Annotated in this window: 6 protein-coding genes; 5 read left to right on the forward strand and 1 reads right to left on the reverse strand. The window is 76.2% G+C overall.

Going from position 1 to position 14,279, the window contains the following annotated elements; translation table 11 throughout:
• Positions 1-26 precede the first annotated feature (26 nt).
• Genes ACIBAD_RS27485 through ACIBAD_RS27500 form a run of 4 tightly spaced genes read left to right on the forward strand, consistent with a single transcriptional unit; the run spans position 27 to position 7,207 of the window.
• Complete coding sequence (locus tag ACIBAD_RS27485; RefSeq protein ID WP_398909147.1) at positions 27-3,383, forward strand: amino acid adenylation domain-containing protein; 3,357 nt, start codon at positions 27-29, stop codon at positions 3,381-3,383.
• Positions 3,384-3,391: 8 nt separating this feature from the next.
• Positions 3,392-5,131 carry a condensation domain-containing protein gene (locus ACIBAD_RS27490; RefSeq protein ID WP_398909149.1) on the forward strand — a complete coding sequence of 580 codons (1,740 nt, stop codon included), beginning with the start codon at positions 3,392-3,394 and terminating at the stop codon, positions 5,129-5,131.
• Between the two features lie 13 nt (positions 5,132-5,144).
• Positions 5,145-5,966 (forward strand): tryptophan 2,3-dioxygenase family protein, encoded by an 822-nt coding sequence (locus ACIBAD_RS27495; RefSeq protein WP_398909151.1) that lies wholly within the window; start codon positions 5,145-5,147, stop codon positions 5,964-5,966.
• Complete coding sequence (locus tag ACIBAD_RS27500) at positions 5,963-7,207, forward strand: tryptophan 2,3-dioxygenase family protein (protein WP_398909152.1); 1,245 nt, start codon at positions 5,963-5,965, stop codon at positions 7,205-7,207. Before ACIBAD_RS27495 ends, ACIBAD_RS27500 begins: the two co-directional genes overlap by 4 nt.
• Here ACIBAD_RS27500 and ACIBAD_RS27505 read toward each other — a convergent pair.
• Complete coding sequence (locus tag ACIBAD_RS27505; protein WP_398909154.1) at positions 7,177-8,493, reverse strand: MFS transporter; 1,317 nt, start codon at positions 8,491-8,493, stop codon at positions 7,177-7,179. The genes ACIBAD_RS27500 and ACIBAD_RS27505 overlap by 31 nt on opposite strands.
• 255 nt (positions 8,494-8,748) lie before the next feature.
• On the opposite strand from ACIBAD_RS27505, the gene ACIBAD_RS27510 reads away from it, so the two are divergent.
• On the forward strand, positions 8,749-14,262 hold the full coding sequence (locus tag ACIBAD_RS27510) for an amino acid adenylation domain-containing protein (RefSeq protein WP_398909156.1): 5,514 nt from the start codon (positions 8,749-8,751) through the stop codon (positions 14,260-14,262).
• Positions 14,263-14,279 lie beyond the last annotated feature (17 nt).

Below are 14,279 nucleotides of genomic sequence, written 5' to 3' on the forward strand. Positions count from 1 at the left end.
CCCTGACGACGAAGGCCAGTGACGCCATGTCCTCCGAGTTCCTCTCCCCGCAGCGCGCCGCGCTGCTCGCGCAGCTGCGCCGCGGGCGCGGCCTCGGCTCCGCGCCCGGCGGCATCACGCGCCGGCCCGACCCGGCCGCCCCCGCCGCACCGTCCTCCGGGCAGCGCCGGCTCTGGTTCTTCGACCAGCTCCAGCCGGGCAGCGCCGCGTACACCATCGCCTGCGGCGTGTGGCTGCGCGGCCGCCTCGACCAGCCGGCGCTGGAGCGGGCGCTGACCCGCATCACCGAACGGCACGAGGTACTGCGCAGCGTCCTGCGCGCCGACGGCGAAGGGGGCGTGCGGGCGGTGGCCCTGCCCGCCGCGCCCGTCGCCGTCCGCACGGTGCAGGCCCCCGGCGAGGCCGGGGAGGAGCTCGTCCGGCGGGCCGGGCGGATCGCGGCGGAGCCCTTCGACCTCGCCGCCGGACCGCTGCTGCGCTGCACCCTGCTGCAGGGCGACGGCGAGGCCCGGCTCCTCGTCCTGGCCATGCACCACGCCGTGTCCGACGGCTGGTCGCTCCACGTGCTGATCCGCGAACTGGTCGAGCTGCACGGGGCGCAGGCCGAGGGGCGCGAGCCGCGGCTGCCCGAACTGCCGGTCCAGTACGCGGACTACGCGCTGTGGCAGTCGCAGTGGCTGTCCTCCCCGGCGGCGGCCGCGCAGCTGGAGCACTGGCGGGCTCGGCTCGACGGGGCCGTCCTCGCCGACCTGGCCACGGACCGGCCCCGACCGGCCCGTTCCGACTTCTCCGGGGCGCACGCCCGCTTCGAGGTGGGCGCGGCGGCCGGAGCCCGGATCGGCGCGCTCGCCGACCGGCTGCGCACCACCCCCTTCACCGTGGCCATGGCTGCGTTCGCCGCGGTCCTCGCCCGCTTCACCGGCCAGGACGACCTCGTGGTGGGCACGCCGGTGGCGGGCCGCGGCCGGGCCGAGACGGCCGCGCTGGCCGGGTTCTTCGTCAACACCCTCCCGGTGCGCGTCGACCTGTCGGGCGACCCCTCGCTGGAGGAGCTCGTCGGGCGGATGCACGGCGAGGTGCTGGACGCGCGGGCCAACGCCGACGTGCCCTTCGACCACCTGGTCGAGGAGCTGCGCCCGCAGCGGGACGCGGGCGGCCGCACCCCGCTGGTGCGCTACCTGTTCCAGTCCGACGAACAGGCCCGGGAGCCGGTCGTCGTGGGCGGCCTGGAGATGCTGCCGGTCCGGCTGGACACCGGCACCGCCAAGTTCGACCTGGCCGTGGACCTCGCTCCGCGCGCCGACGGAGGCTTCGACGGGCTCGTCGAGTACAGCACCGAGCTGTTCGACCCGGCCACCGTGGAGCGGATCGCGACCGCGCTGCGGCTGGTGCTGGAGGAAGCCGGGCCCGCGCGGGCCTCCGCCGCCCTGTCGGAGCTGCCGGTCATGACGGAGTCCGACCGCGCCGGGCTGCTGGAGCGGTGGAGCGGGGCGGGCGTGCCCGCCTCGGCGACGGACACCGCCACCGTGCACGGGCACATCGAGGCCCAGGCCGACCGCACGCCGCGGGCCACCGCCGTCCAGTACGGCGAGGAGCGGCTGAGCTACGCCGAACTGGACGAGCGGGCCAACCGGCTGGCGTGGGAGCTGCGGGCGCGGGGCGTCGGCCCGGGGGCGCTGGTCGGGGTGGCGCTGCCGCGCGGCCTGGACCTGATGGTGGCGCTGCTCGCGGTCCTCAAGTCCGGCGGCGCCTACCTGCCGCTGGACGCCGGCTACCCGGCGGCCCGGATCGAGATGATGCTGGAGGACGCCGGGGCCCGGGTCGTCGTCGCCGACACGGCCGCCGCACCCGCGGAGCTGACGGCCGCGGCCGCGGCCGCGGGCGCGCAGGTGCTGTGCCTGCGGCGGGACGCCGCCGCGGTCGCCGCCCGTCCGGGGCACCGCCCGCAGTCCGGCGCCGGGGTCCGCGACCTCGCGTACGTGATCTTCACCTCGGGGTCCACGGGACGGCCGAAGGGCGCCATGAACGAACACGGCGCCGTCGTCAACCGGCTGCTGTGGATGCACCGGGCGTTCGGGCTCGCCGAGGGCGAGGGCGTGCTCCAGAAGACGCCCATCGGCTTCGACGTCTCGGTGTGGGAGCTGTTCTGGCCGCTGATGGTGGGCGGCCGCTGCGTGCTCGCCCGGCCCGGCGGCCACCAGGACCCCGAGTACCTGTGCGACCTGATCGCCTCGGCCGCGATCACCACCGTGCACTTCGTGCCCTCGATGCTGGCCGCGTTCACCACCGCCGGCCGGCTGCCCGCCGTACGCGGCACCCTGCGCCGCATCGTGTGCAGCGGGGAGGAGCTGCCCGCCGCGCTGGTCACCGAATGCGCCGCACTGCTGCCGGACACCGGGGTGTTCAACCTGTACGGGCCCACCGAGGCCGCCGTCGACGTGACGTGGTACCCCTGCGCCGAGGGGTACGGCAGCCGGGTGCCGATCGGCCGCCCGATCGACGGCGCGCACGTGTACGTCGTCGACGGCGCGGGCCGGCCCGTCCCCGTCGGCGTGCCGGGCGAACTGCTCCTGGGCGGCCCGGCCGTGGGCCGCGGCTACTGGCGCCGGCCCGGGCTGACCGCGCAGCGGTTCGTACCGGACCCCTTCGGCGCGCCCGGGGCCCGGCTCTACCGCACCGGCGACCTGTGCCGGTGGCGGGCGGACGGCACCCTGCAGTACCTGGGCCGGATCGACCACCAGGTCAAGCTGCGCGGGATGCGCATCGAGCCGGGCGAGATCGAGGAGGCGCTGCGCACCCACCCCGGCGTGGACTCGGCGGTGGTCTCGGTGCGCACCGGCAGCTCCGGAACCCCGGTGCTGGTGGCGCACGTCCGCCCCGCCGAGGGCCCGGACGCGCCCGCCGTCGGCGGACTGGCCGCCGCACTGCGGGCGCACCTGCGGGAGCTGCTGCCGGCCCACATGGTGCCGACGGCCTTCGCCGCCGTCGCCGAGTGGCCGCTCGGCCCGAACGGCAAGCTCGACCGGCGCCGGCTGCCCGACCCGGAGCCCGCCGCCCCCGAGGCCGGCCGGGTCGCGCCCGCGACGCCCGTGGAGAGCGAGCTGTGCGCGATCTGGGCGCAGGTGCTCGGCGTGCCCGCCGTCGGTGCCACCGACAACTTCTTCGACCTCGGCGGGCATTCGCTGCTCGCCACCCAGCTGCTCGCCCGGGTACGGGCGCGGTACGGGGTGGAGCTGCCGCTGGGCCGGCTGTTCGCGGCGCCGACGGTGCGCGCGACGGCCGAGGCCCTGGCCGCGGCCGGGCGCCGTCCGGCGTCCGCACCGGCCCTGCGGCGCATCGACCGGTCCGCCTACCGCGTACCCGCCCCTTCGATTGCGGAGTGAGTCCTGAGATGACCCAGACCGAGACGACCGCGCCCGAGACGGCCGAGGCCGAGACGACCGAGGCCGCGATGTCCGAGGAGCTGTTCGCCCTGCCCGCCTCGTTCGGGCAGAAGCGGATGTGGCTGCTGGAGCAGGCGGGCAGCGGGACCGCCCTCTACACGATGCGGGCCGCCCTGCGGCTGCGGGGCCCGCTGGACCACGGGGCACTGGAGCGGGCCCTGACCGAGGTGGTCGCCCGGCACGAGGTGCTGCGGAGCGTGCTGCGGCTGGACGGCAACGACATCGCGCAGGTGGTGCGGGCCCCCGGCCCGGTGGCCCTGCCCGTCGTGGACGTGCCCGGCGGCCCGGACGCGGCCGTGGCCCTGGCCGCGGAGCTCAGCCGGGAGCCCTTCGACCTGGCCGCCGGCCCGCTGCTGCGCTGCACGCTGCTGCGGCTGGCCGACGAAGACCACGTACTGCTGGCTCTGGTCCACCACAGCGTCTGCGACGGCATGTCGCTCGGCGTGCTGCTGCGCGAGCTGACGGCCCTGTACGAGCCCTGCCTGCACGGCACCGCGCACCCGCTGGAGGAACTGCCGCTCCAGTACGCGGACTACGCCGTGTGGCTGCGCGAGCAGGTGGCCTCCGGCGCCCTGGAGGAGCAGCTGGCCTACTGGGGCGAGCGGCTCGCCGGGGTGCGCGAGCTGCGGCTGCCCGCGGACCTGCCGCGCCCCGCGGTGCGGGCGTGGTCGGCGGTGTCGGCGCCGGTGAGGGCGGCGGCCCCGGTGGTGCGGCAGCTGCGGCTGACCGCCCCCGGCGGCGGGGTGACCGCCTCCATGGTCGCCCTGGCCGCGTACGCGGTGGTGCTGTCGCGGTGGAGCGGGCAGAGCGACCTGGTGGTGGGCCTGCCCGTGGCCGGGCGGCCCGAGGTGGACCTCGAACCGCTGGTCGGTTTCTTCGTCAACACCCTTCCGATCCGCGTCGACCTGTCCGGGGACCCGTCCTTCGGCGAGCTGCTGGCCCAGGTCCGGGACCGGTGCGTGGAGGCGTACTCCCGGGCCGACGTGCCGTTCGAGCTGATGGTCGAGCGGGCGCACCCGGACCGGCGGGCCGGCCGGCTGCCGCTCGCGCAGACGCTGCTGAACGTGCAGCAGTCCGTACCGCTGGGCCTGGCAGCGATCACCGGCGTGACGCTGGAGCCCGTCGAACTCCCCGACACCGCACTGCAGTTCGACGCGGTCGCGGACCTGGTGGAGCAGGGCGACGCGGTGACCGGGCACGTGTCCCTGTCGGCCGACCTGTTCACCGCCGGGACCGCCGACCTGGTGGCGCGCTCGCTGTCCGCGGTGCTGCGGGCCGCCTCGGCGGCTCCCGGCACCGCCTTGTCGGCGCTGCCCTGCCCGGTGGCCGACGCCCGCGCGGCCGCGGGCACCCCGCAGGCCGCCGCGCCCGACGAGGCGTACGAGGAGCCCCCGCGGGACCTCCCGGCGGACGGCGGGATGCCGCAGACCCCCGGCGAGCACCTGCTGGTCGCGCTGTGGCGCGAGGTGCTGGAGGTCTCCGAGGTGGGTGTCCACGACGAGTTCTACGCCCTGGGCGGGAACTCGATGCGGGCCGTGCGGATCGTGACCGCCGCCCGGGAGCAGGGGTTGGAACTTCCCCTGGACCGGATGCTCGGCCAGCACACCATCCGCGAGGTCATCGCCCACACCGAGGCCGCCGCCGCGGCGGCCGGGCACCGCACCACCGCCGCTGCCGCGGCCGCCTGACAGGAGAAACCCCGTGACCACCCAGACCACCGCACCCGAGGCGCACACCGCGCCCGCCGGCAAGGACTACTCCGTACCGGTGCTGCCCGGCACGGGGGACACGGACTACGCCCGCTACATGCGGACCGACACCCTGCTGTCCCTCCAGCGCCGCCCGGAGGAGGTCATCCACCGCGACGAGCTGCTCTTCCAGGTGGTGCACCAGTCCACCGAGCTGTGGCTCAAGCTCGCCTGCCAGGAACTCACCGACAGCACCCGGCTGATCGGCGAGGGCTCCTTCGACACGGCCGTCAGGCTGCTGGAGCGGGCCCGGCTCGGCGTCCGGCTGGCCACCGACCAGCTGGAGATGATGCGCCGGCTCTCGCCCTGGGACTTCCAGACCATCCGCACCGTCCTGGGCCACGGCTCCGGCTTCGAGTCCCCCGGCTGGGCGGCCGCCCGCCGCGCCACCGCGCTGCTCGGCGAGGCTTTCGACCGCGCCGTCGAGGAGCAGGGGACCGACCTCGCCGAGGTCTACCGCACGCAGCCCGACACGCCCGTCCACCGCCTCGCCGAGGCCCTGATCGGCTGGGACGAGGGGATCTCCCTGTGGCGCGTGGAGCACTGCAAGATGGCGCTCCGCCTGCTGGGCGAGGACGTCCTGGGCACCAAGGGCATCCCGATCGGCGTGCTGACCAAGCTGATCGGCCACCAGTTCTTCCCCCGCCTGTGGCTCGTGCGCACCGAGCTCACCCGCACCGGCCCGATGGGCGACGCCGCCCCGGCCACTCCGACCCCGCCCCCGGCGGCTCCCTGCCCGGCGGCCCCCCTTCCCGAGGAGAAAGACCGCAAATGAAAGCGCTCACCGACTGGCTCGCAGCGCCCGAGCCGGACCGTTTCCCCTACGCCGGCGTGGTCGCCGCCTACCGGGAGGGCGGCAAGCACTTCGTCCCCGGGTCCCTGCTGGCCCTGCTGGACCGGGCGCGCGGGGAGCTGACCGCCGCGCCCGCCCCGGTCGGGGCCGGCCAGGAGGCCGCGCGCGAGGTGCTGGAGCGGTTCCTGGACACCGCCCTCGACAAGTACGACGGCCGCTACGACTACCCCACGTACACCGCGCTGTCCCTGCTGGCCCCGCCCGCCGGGGCCGGCCCCGAGGAGATGCGCGGGCACCGCGACCGGCTCGTCGTGCACCTCCTCGGCGACCTCGCCCGCTTCGAACTGGAAGCCGTGGCCGGGGAGACCGCGCTCCTGCCGCAGCTGCGCCCGTCCCCGCTGCTGGTCGGCAAGCGCCACCGGCTGGCGCTGCGGGTGGCCGCCCCGGCGCTGGCCCGCCTCGGGCTTCTTGGCCCCGTACCGGGCGAGGAGCCCGAAAAGGCCGCGCGCCGGCTGTGGGAGACGGCCGACGCGTCGATGACCGCGCGGGAGCGGCTGGTGCTGGACCTGAGCATGCTGCCGGTGCACGTCACCCACGACGAGTACCTGTTCATCCGCGTGCTCCAGGCCTTCGAGGCCACCTTCACCCTGCTGGCGGCCGAGCTGCGGGCGGCGATCGAGGCCCTCGACGCGGGCCGCGGGCCGGCCGCCGCGGACCGGCTGCGCCGCGCGGCGGCCGCCCTGACGGAGTCCGCGCCGCTGTTCTCGCTGCTCGCCACCATGCAGGCCGAGGCCTTCCGGGTGTTCCGGGAGTTCACCGAGGGGGCGAGCGCCATCCAGTCGCGCTCGTACAAGCTGGTGGAGTCCCTGTGCCGGACCCCGGACGCCGAGCGCCTCCACTCGCACGCCTACCGCTCGGTGCCCGAGGTCCGCGAACAGGTGCTGGCCGGTCAGCGGAGCCTGGACGACGCGTACGCGGACGCCCTGGCCGGGCCGCGCGCCGGCCGCGGCTGCGTGCTCCCGGCGGCCGCCGCGATGGAGGAGTTCGCCTCCGCGATGCGCCGCTGGCGCCAGACCCACTACCGGCTCGCCGTACGGATGCTGGGCAGCCGCAGCGGCACCGGATACACGGAGGGGACCCCCTACCTCGGCGAGGTGCGGAAGATCCCCGTGTTCGACTCCGTGCACTGCGCTCAGGAGGCGGAGGCCTCCTCCGCGGCCTGATCCGCGGCCTCCGGCTCCGGTATGGCGCGCAGCGTGCGTACGGATCGGCCGGCGATCGGCGCGATCGAGAGCAGCAGCAGGACCGGTGCGGCGGCGAGGGCGGTACGGGCCCCCGCGTACTGGGTGAGCAACCCGGCGCAGGTGGTGCCCAGCGTGAGCATCCCGAAGCTGATGAGCCGGTAGGTGGCGGTCATCCGGGCGTACAGGTGCGGGGCGGTCAGCCGCTGCCGCATGGTCACCGCGATCACGCTGCCCGCGGAGGCCCCTCCGGTGCCCAGCATGTAGGCGAGTGCGCTCACGGGCAGGTCGGCGCCGCCGCCGTCGGCGGTGAGCAGCAGCAGGTAGGGCGTGGTGGAGAAGGCCAGGACGGTCAGGAAGGCCGGTCCCAAGCCGAGGCGGCGCAGCAGCGGCGGGGCGGTGAGCGCCCCGGCCACGGCGCCGAGCCCGCCGGCGACCATGACGAGCCCGAAGTCGGCGCTGTCGTGGCCGAGTTCGCGGACGAAGCGCATGAGGAACGCCAGGTTCAGCAGGGCGATGCCCGCGTTGTAGATGCCGGCGTGGACGGCGACGGCGCGCAGGGGCGGGTTGTCCAGGACCGAGCGCAGCCCCTCCCCCAGTTCCCGGCGCAGGTCGCGCGGGGCGGCGGAGCGGACGGTCTTCTCCCGGTGGCGTACGAGCATCAGGGCGCTGGCGGAGGCCAGGTAGGACAGGGCGTCGAAGACGAGGGTGGCGGCGGGGCCGAAGAGCGCGGCGAGCCAGCCGGCGAGGCCGGGCCCGGCGGTGCCGCCGACGGCCTGGTTGGCCGTCACCAGGCTGTTGGCGGCGGGGAGCTGGGCGGCGGGCAGCAGCCGCGGCAGGTAGGCGGTGGCGGCGATGTCGTACACCGCGCTGAGCGAGCCGCCGAGCAGGGCGATCAGCCATACGTGCCACAGGGCGAGGACGCCCTGCAGGGCGAGCACGGGGACGGCCAGGACGAGGGCGAAGCGGGCGAGGTCGGCTGCGATCATCACGGGGCGGGCGGGGCGCCGGTCCAGCCAGACCCCGGCGAACAGCGGCAGCAGGAAGAACGGCGCCATGTAGAGGGTCTGGAGCAGGCCGACCTGGGTGCCGCTCGCATGCAGGCCGGTGACCATCAGCAGCGGCAGCACGAACTCCGTGATCTTGGAGCCGAACTGGGAGACGGCGTCTCCCGCCCACAGGGCCCGGTAGTCGCGGGTGGTGCGCAGCGGGTGGCGGGGCCGGGCCGCCACGGGGCCGGGATCGGTGCGTGGCTCGGTGCTCGTCATGGTGACCTTTCCAGGGGTTCTCGGCGGCCGCCGCGGTGAAGGCGTTGAGCGTTAACGCCGTTAACGCCGTTAACGCCATGGCTACGGGACGCCGTTGACGGCGGACTGCGGGAGACCGGGGGCCGGGCACCCTGACGGACTCTCACAGCCCTTACGCGCACGCGGCAGTCGGGGAAAGTCCCGATCGAGGCGGGACCGGCGGCTGGGCCAAGGTGTGCACCGTTGACCACGGTGTGATCGAGGTGAGGTCGTTACATGAACTGGCGAGACGTACTTTCCGGTACGGCACAGGAGCGCCCGCACGCGACGGCCTTCCGCTTCCACGCCGAGGAGCCGGGCGAGCCCGAGGTGCTCGACTGGGCCGGGCTGGACTCCCGGGCGCGGGCCGTCGCGGCGCACCTGGCGGACCTCGGGCTGGCCGGGCGCTGTGCCGTCCTGCTGTTCCCCGCCGGACTGGACTACGTGGCCGCCTTCTTCGGCTGCCTGTACGCGGGGGTCGTCGCGGTGCCCGCGTACCCGCCGAGCCGCAATGCCCGTTCCACCGAGCGGCTCGCCGCGATCGTGCGCGACAGCGGCGCGGAGGTGGCGCTGACGACCGCGGTGATCCGCGACCGGCTCGCCCCGCGCCTGGCCTCCGCCGACGGGGTGCCGCCGCTGCGGCTGCTGGCGACCGACGCGATGGGCGCCGAGGACGCCCCGGCCTGGCGGGCCCCGCGGATCGGCGAGGACGCCACGGCCTTCCTCCAGTACACCTCCGGCTCCACCTCGACGCCCCGCGGCGTCGTCCTCAGCCACGGCAACCTGCTGCACAACACCGCGATGATCGGCCGGGTGTTCGGGCTGGACACCGGGATGCGCGGGGTGTCGTGGCTGCCGATGTACCACGACATGGGCCTGATCGGCTCGGTCATGGGGACCGTCCGCGCGGGCGGCACGATGTCGCTGATGGCGCCGAGCACCTTCGCCCGCGACCCGCTGCGCTGGCTGGGCGTGGTCGCCGAGGAACGGGCGACCGTCACCGGCGGCCCCAACTTCGCCTACGACCTGGCCGTCGAGCGCACCACCGAGGAGCAGCGGGCCGCCCTGGACCTGTCGTCCTGGCAGGTGGCGTACAACGGGGCGGAGCCTGTCCGCCCGGCCTCGCTGCACCGCTTCGCCGAGGCCTTCGCCGTCTCCGGCTTCCGCGCCGAGGCCTTCCTGCCGTGCTACGGGCTGGCCGAGGGATCCCTGCTGGTGACGGGCGGGCCCGCGGGCACCGGCTTCCGCACCTGCGAGCCGCCCGCCGGCTCCGGCGCGGCCGGCGAACTGGTCGCCTCCGGGGTACTGCCGCCCGAGCAGCGGCTGGAGATCGTCGACCCGCAGACCCGGCTGCCCGTGGCCGACGGGGAGATCGGCGAGGTGTGGGTGGCCGGCCCGAGCGTGGCGCGCGGCTACTTCAACCGCACCGACGCCGTCGCCGACACCTTCGGCGCGCTCGTCGAGGGCGGTGACGGCACCGGCTTCCTGCGCACCGGCGACCTCGGCTTCCTCTCCGGCGACGGCGGCACACGCGAGCTGTACGTGACCGGCCGCCGCAAGGACCTGATCATCGTCCGCGGCCGCAACCACTACCCGCAGGACATCGAGCTGACCGCCGAGCGCTGCTCGCCCGCGCTGCGCGGCAACGGCGGCGCCGCCTTCTCCGTCACCGGCGCCGACGGCGCCGAGCAGCTGGTCGTCGTCCAGGAGCTGATCCACGGCCACGGGCTGGCGGATCCGGCGGAGCTGGCCCGCACCGTGCAGGCCGAGGTCGCCGAGCAGCACGAGGTGCGCCCGCACGCCGTGGTCCTGATCCGTACGGCCTCGCTGCCGCGGACCTCCAGCGGCAAGGTGGCCCGGCACGCCTGCCGCGCCGCCTACCTGGCGGGCGAACTGCTGGTGACCGCCGTCCACGCCGACGCGGAGCAGCCGGCCGCCGCGGCCGGGGACGCGGTCGCGGAACTGCCCGTACCGGACGCCGGCGATCGCGAGGCGGTCCTCGCCCACCTGCGGCGGGCCGCGGCCGTGCTGCTGCGGACCCGGCCCGAGGAGGTGCCCGCGGACGCCTCCCCGGCGGCCCTGGGCCTGGACTCGCTGGACTCCGTACGGCTCCTGCACCGGCTCCAGCGGGAGTTCGGGCTGGAGCTCGGCCCGGAGGAGGCCTTCTCGCTGACCCTGGCCGAACTGGCCGACGCCATCGCCGCCGCCGACGCCGCCGCCGCCGCATCGGGCACGGGTCCCGCGGCGCTCGCCGACGCCCCGCCCGGGGACGGCGAACTCTCGCACGGGCAGCGGGCCATGTGGTTCCTGCACCGGATGGACCCCGACAGCTCCGCCTACCACCTCGCCGCCGCCGCCGAGCTGTCCGGCGAGGTGGACGCGGCCGCGCTGCGCCGCGCACTGGCCGCCGTCGTACGCCGCCACGCGGCCCTGCGCACCACCTTCCCCGAGGTCGGCGACGGCCCCGTACAGCGCGTCCACGCCGTACTGGAGCCGGAGTTCTCCGAAACCGATGCGAGCGCGTGGCCCGCGGAGCGGATGCGGGCGGAGCTGACCGCGCTCGCCTACCGGCCCTTCGACGTGGAGGCCGGCCCGCTGCTGCGGGTGGCCCTGCTGCGCTGCGGGCCCGGCCGGCACCGGCTGGTCGTCTCCCTGCACCACCTGGTCTGCGACCTGTGGTCCCTGGAGGTCCTGCTGCGGGAGCTCGGCGCGCACTACCGGGCCGAGACCGGCGGGCCCGCCCCCGACGCGCGGGCCGTGCCCGGGTTCGGCGCGGCCGTACGCCGCCAGGCCGAACGGCTCGCGGGGGCGGAGGGCGAGCGGCTGTGGGAGTTCTGGCAGCGCGAGCTGGCGGGCGCCCCGACCGTACTGGAACTGCCGTCCGACCACGTCCGCCCGGCCCGCCGGCGGGCGCCGGCCGGGATGCGGCGCTTCCGGCTGCAGCCGGGGACCGCAGCCGCGCTGGGCGCACTCGCCCACGCCGAGGGGACCACCCTGTACACCGTCCTGCTGAGCGCGTACCAGCTGATGCTCGGCCGCACGGCCGGGCAGGCGAGCCTGCTCGTGGGCTCCCCCGTACACGGCCGGGAGCACGCCGACACGGCGGAGGTGGTCGGGCCGTTCCTCAACACCGCGGTGCTGCGCGCCGACCTGGTGCCGGGCGAGTCGTTCACCGCCCTGCTGCGGCGGGCCGCGCGGAGCGTACCGGCCGCCCTGCGGCACAGCGCGATGCCGCTGTCGCTGCTGGTCGAGCGGAGCCGGGTGGCGCGCGACACGAGCCGCACACCGCTGGTGCAGGCGCTGTTCACGCTCCAGTCGGGCCCCCTGGCGGCGTTCGTCCTGGGCGATCCGGCCTCCCGGTTCGACCTGGGCGGGCTGGAGATGCGGCCGGTGCCGCTGGACCAGCCGCACGCCCAGATGGACCTCCAGCTGACCTTCGCCGAGGTGGACGGCACGCTCAGCGGGCTGCTCCAGTTCGACCGCGCCCTGTTCGAGGACGCCACGGCCGAGCGGATGGCCGCCGGGCTGTGCGCCCTGCTGGACGCCGTCGCCGCGGACCCGGAGCGCCCCGCCGCCCTGCTGCCGCTGATGCCCGCCGCCGAGCGGGCCGCCGTCCTGCGGGGCCGCAACGACACGGCCGTGCCGGGGACTTCGGAGGTCCCGGTGCACGAGCTGGTGGCCGCGCAGGCCGCCCGGACGCCCGATGCTCCCGCCCTTGCCTTCGACGACACCGAGTACGCGCTCGGCCCGGCGGGGGCCGCCCCGGACGCGGACCGGGTGCGCGGCACCCGGACGCTGAGCTACCGGGAGCTGGACGCGGCCGTGAACCGGCTCGCCCGGCTGCTGCTCGCGCGGGGGCTGCGGGCCGAGGAGACCGTGGCCGTGCGGCTGCCGCACGACGAGACGATGGTCGTGGCGATGCTCGCGGTGCTGCGGGCGGGCGGCAGCTACCTGCCGGTCGACCCGCACCTGCCGGCCGAGCGGATCGCGTACCTGCTGGCCGACAGCGGTGCCCGGATCGTGCTCACCGACTCGTCCGCGGACCGGGCCGGTACGCGCGCCACGGCCGGCGCGGCCGGTGCGGCCGACGGGGCCGGTGCGGCCGGCGCGGCCGACGGGGCCGGTGCGGCCGGCGCGGCCGACGGGGCCGCGTCCGGCCCGGTCCGACTCGTCCTCGACGCGCTGGCCGGGGAACTCGCCGCGCTGCCCGCCTCCTCGCCCGGCGTTCGCGTACGCCCCGACCAGGCGGCCTACGTGCTCTACACCTCCGGCTCGACCGGCCGCCCCAAGGGGGTGCAGGTCCCGCACGGAGCCCTGGCCAACTTCCTCGCCGCCATGGTCCGGCTGCTGGGGCCCGCCGAAGGCGGCCGGCTGCTGGCCGTGACCACCTTCTCCTTCGACATCTCCGCCCTGGAGGCCTACCTCCCGCTGATCACCGGCGGCTGCTCCCACATCGTGCCGCGCCGGATCGCGGCCGCCGGTGATCAGCTGCGGGTGCGGCTGGAGTCCGGCGCCTTCTCGATGATGCAGGCCACCCCCGCGACCTGGCGGCTGCTGTGCGAGGCGGGCTGGACCGGCACCCCGGGCCTGGCGATGGCCAGCGGCGGCGAGGCCCTCTCCCCCGGGCTGGCGCGCACGCTGCTGTCCTTCGGTACGGGCACCCTGTGGAACCTGTACGGGCCGACCGAGACCACCGTGTGGTCGACCGGCACGCAGGTCACCGCCGTGCCGGGGGCCGCCACCCCGCTGGGCGCGCCCGTCGCCAACACGCAGGTGTACGTACTCGACGCGGCGCTGGAGCCGGTACCCGCCGGTGCGGCCGGCGAGCTGCTGATCGGCGGCGCCGGGCTGGCCCGCGGCTATCTGGGCCGGCCGGGCCTGACGGCGGCGGCGTTCGTACCGGACCCGTACGGGGACACCCCCGGCGCCCGCCTGTACCGGACCGGGGACCTGGCCCGGACCACCGCGGACGGCCGGACCGAGCTGCTGGGGCGGGTCGACAACCAGGTCAAGGTCAACGGCCACCGGATCGAACTGGGCGAGGTGGACGCCGCGTTGAGCCGGCTGCCGGCGCTGAGCCAGGGCGTGGCCGTGGTGCACCGGCCCGCGCCGGACGCCCCGGCGGTGCTGGTCGCGTACGTCCGCCCGGGCCACGACGGGGGCGGCGCGGTCGGCGGGGACTTCGACGAACACGCCGCCACCCGCGCCCTGCGCGAGGAGCTGGCGCGGGTGCTGCCCGCCTACATGGTGCCCGCCCGGTTCGTGTGGGTGGACGGCTTCCCGCTGGGCACCAGCGGCAAGGTGGACCGGGCGGCGCTCAAGCCGCCCGCGCCGGAGCAGGACGCGCCCCGCGACGAACCGGCCACGGCGACCGAGCGGGAGCTGGCGGGGATCCTCGCCGAGCTGCTCGGCACCGGGGCGATCGGCCGCACCGACAACCTCTTCGACCACGGCGCCCACTCCCTGCTGATGTCCCGCTTCGCGGTGCGGGTGCGGGAGTCGCTGGGGGCGCAGCTGCCGCTGCGGGTGATGTTCGAGACGCCGACGCTGGAGCACCTGGCGGCGGCCGTGGACACCCTCGCCGCGGCGGGCGCGCCGCCGCAGCCGGGCGGCGGGGCGGGCCGGATCACCCGGATCGACCGCACCCGACAGGTCAGCCTCGTCGCGCCGGGAGCGGCGCCGGGCGGGGGCAAGGACGCGCTGCGGGCCCTGCGGGCCGCACGCCGGATCGGCAGCCAAAGCGGCTCATGACGTACGTGGAGAATCCG

It is taken from the genome of Streptomyces sp. NPDC051109 (assembly GCF_044455885.1).
Lineage (GTDB): Bacteria > Actinomycetota > Actinomycetes > Streptomycetales > Streptomycetaceae > Streptomyces.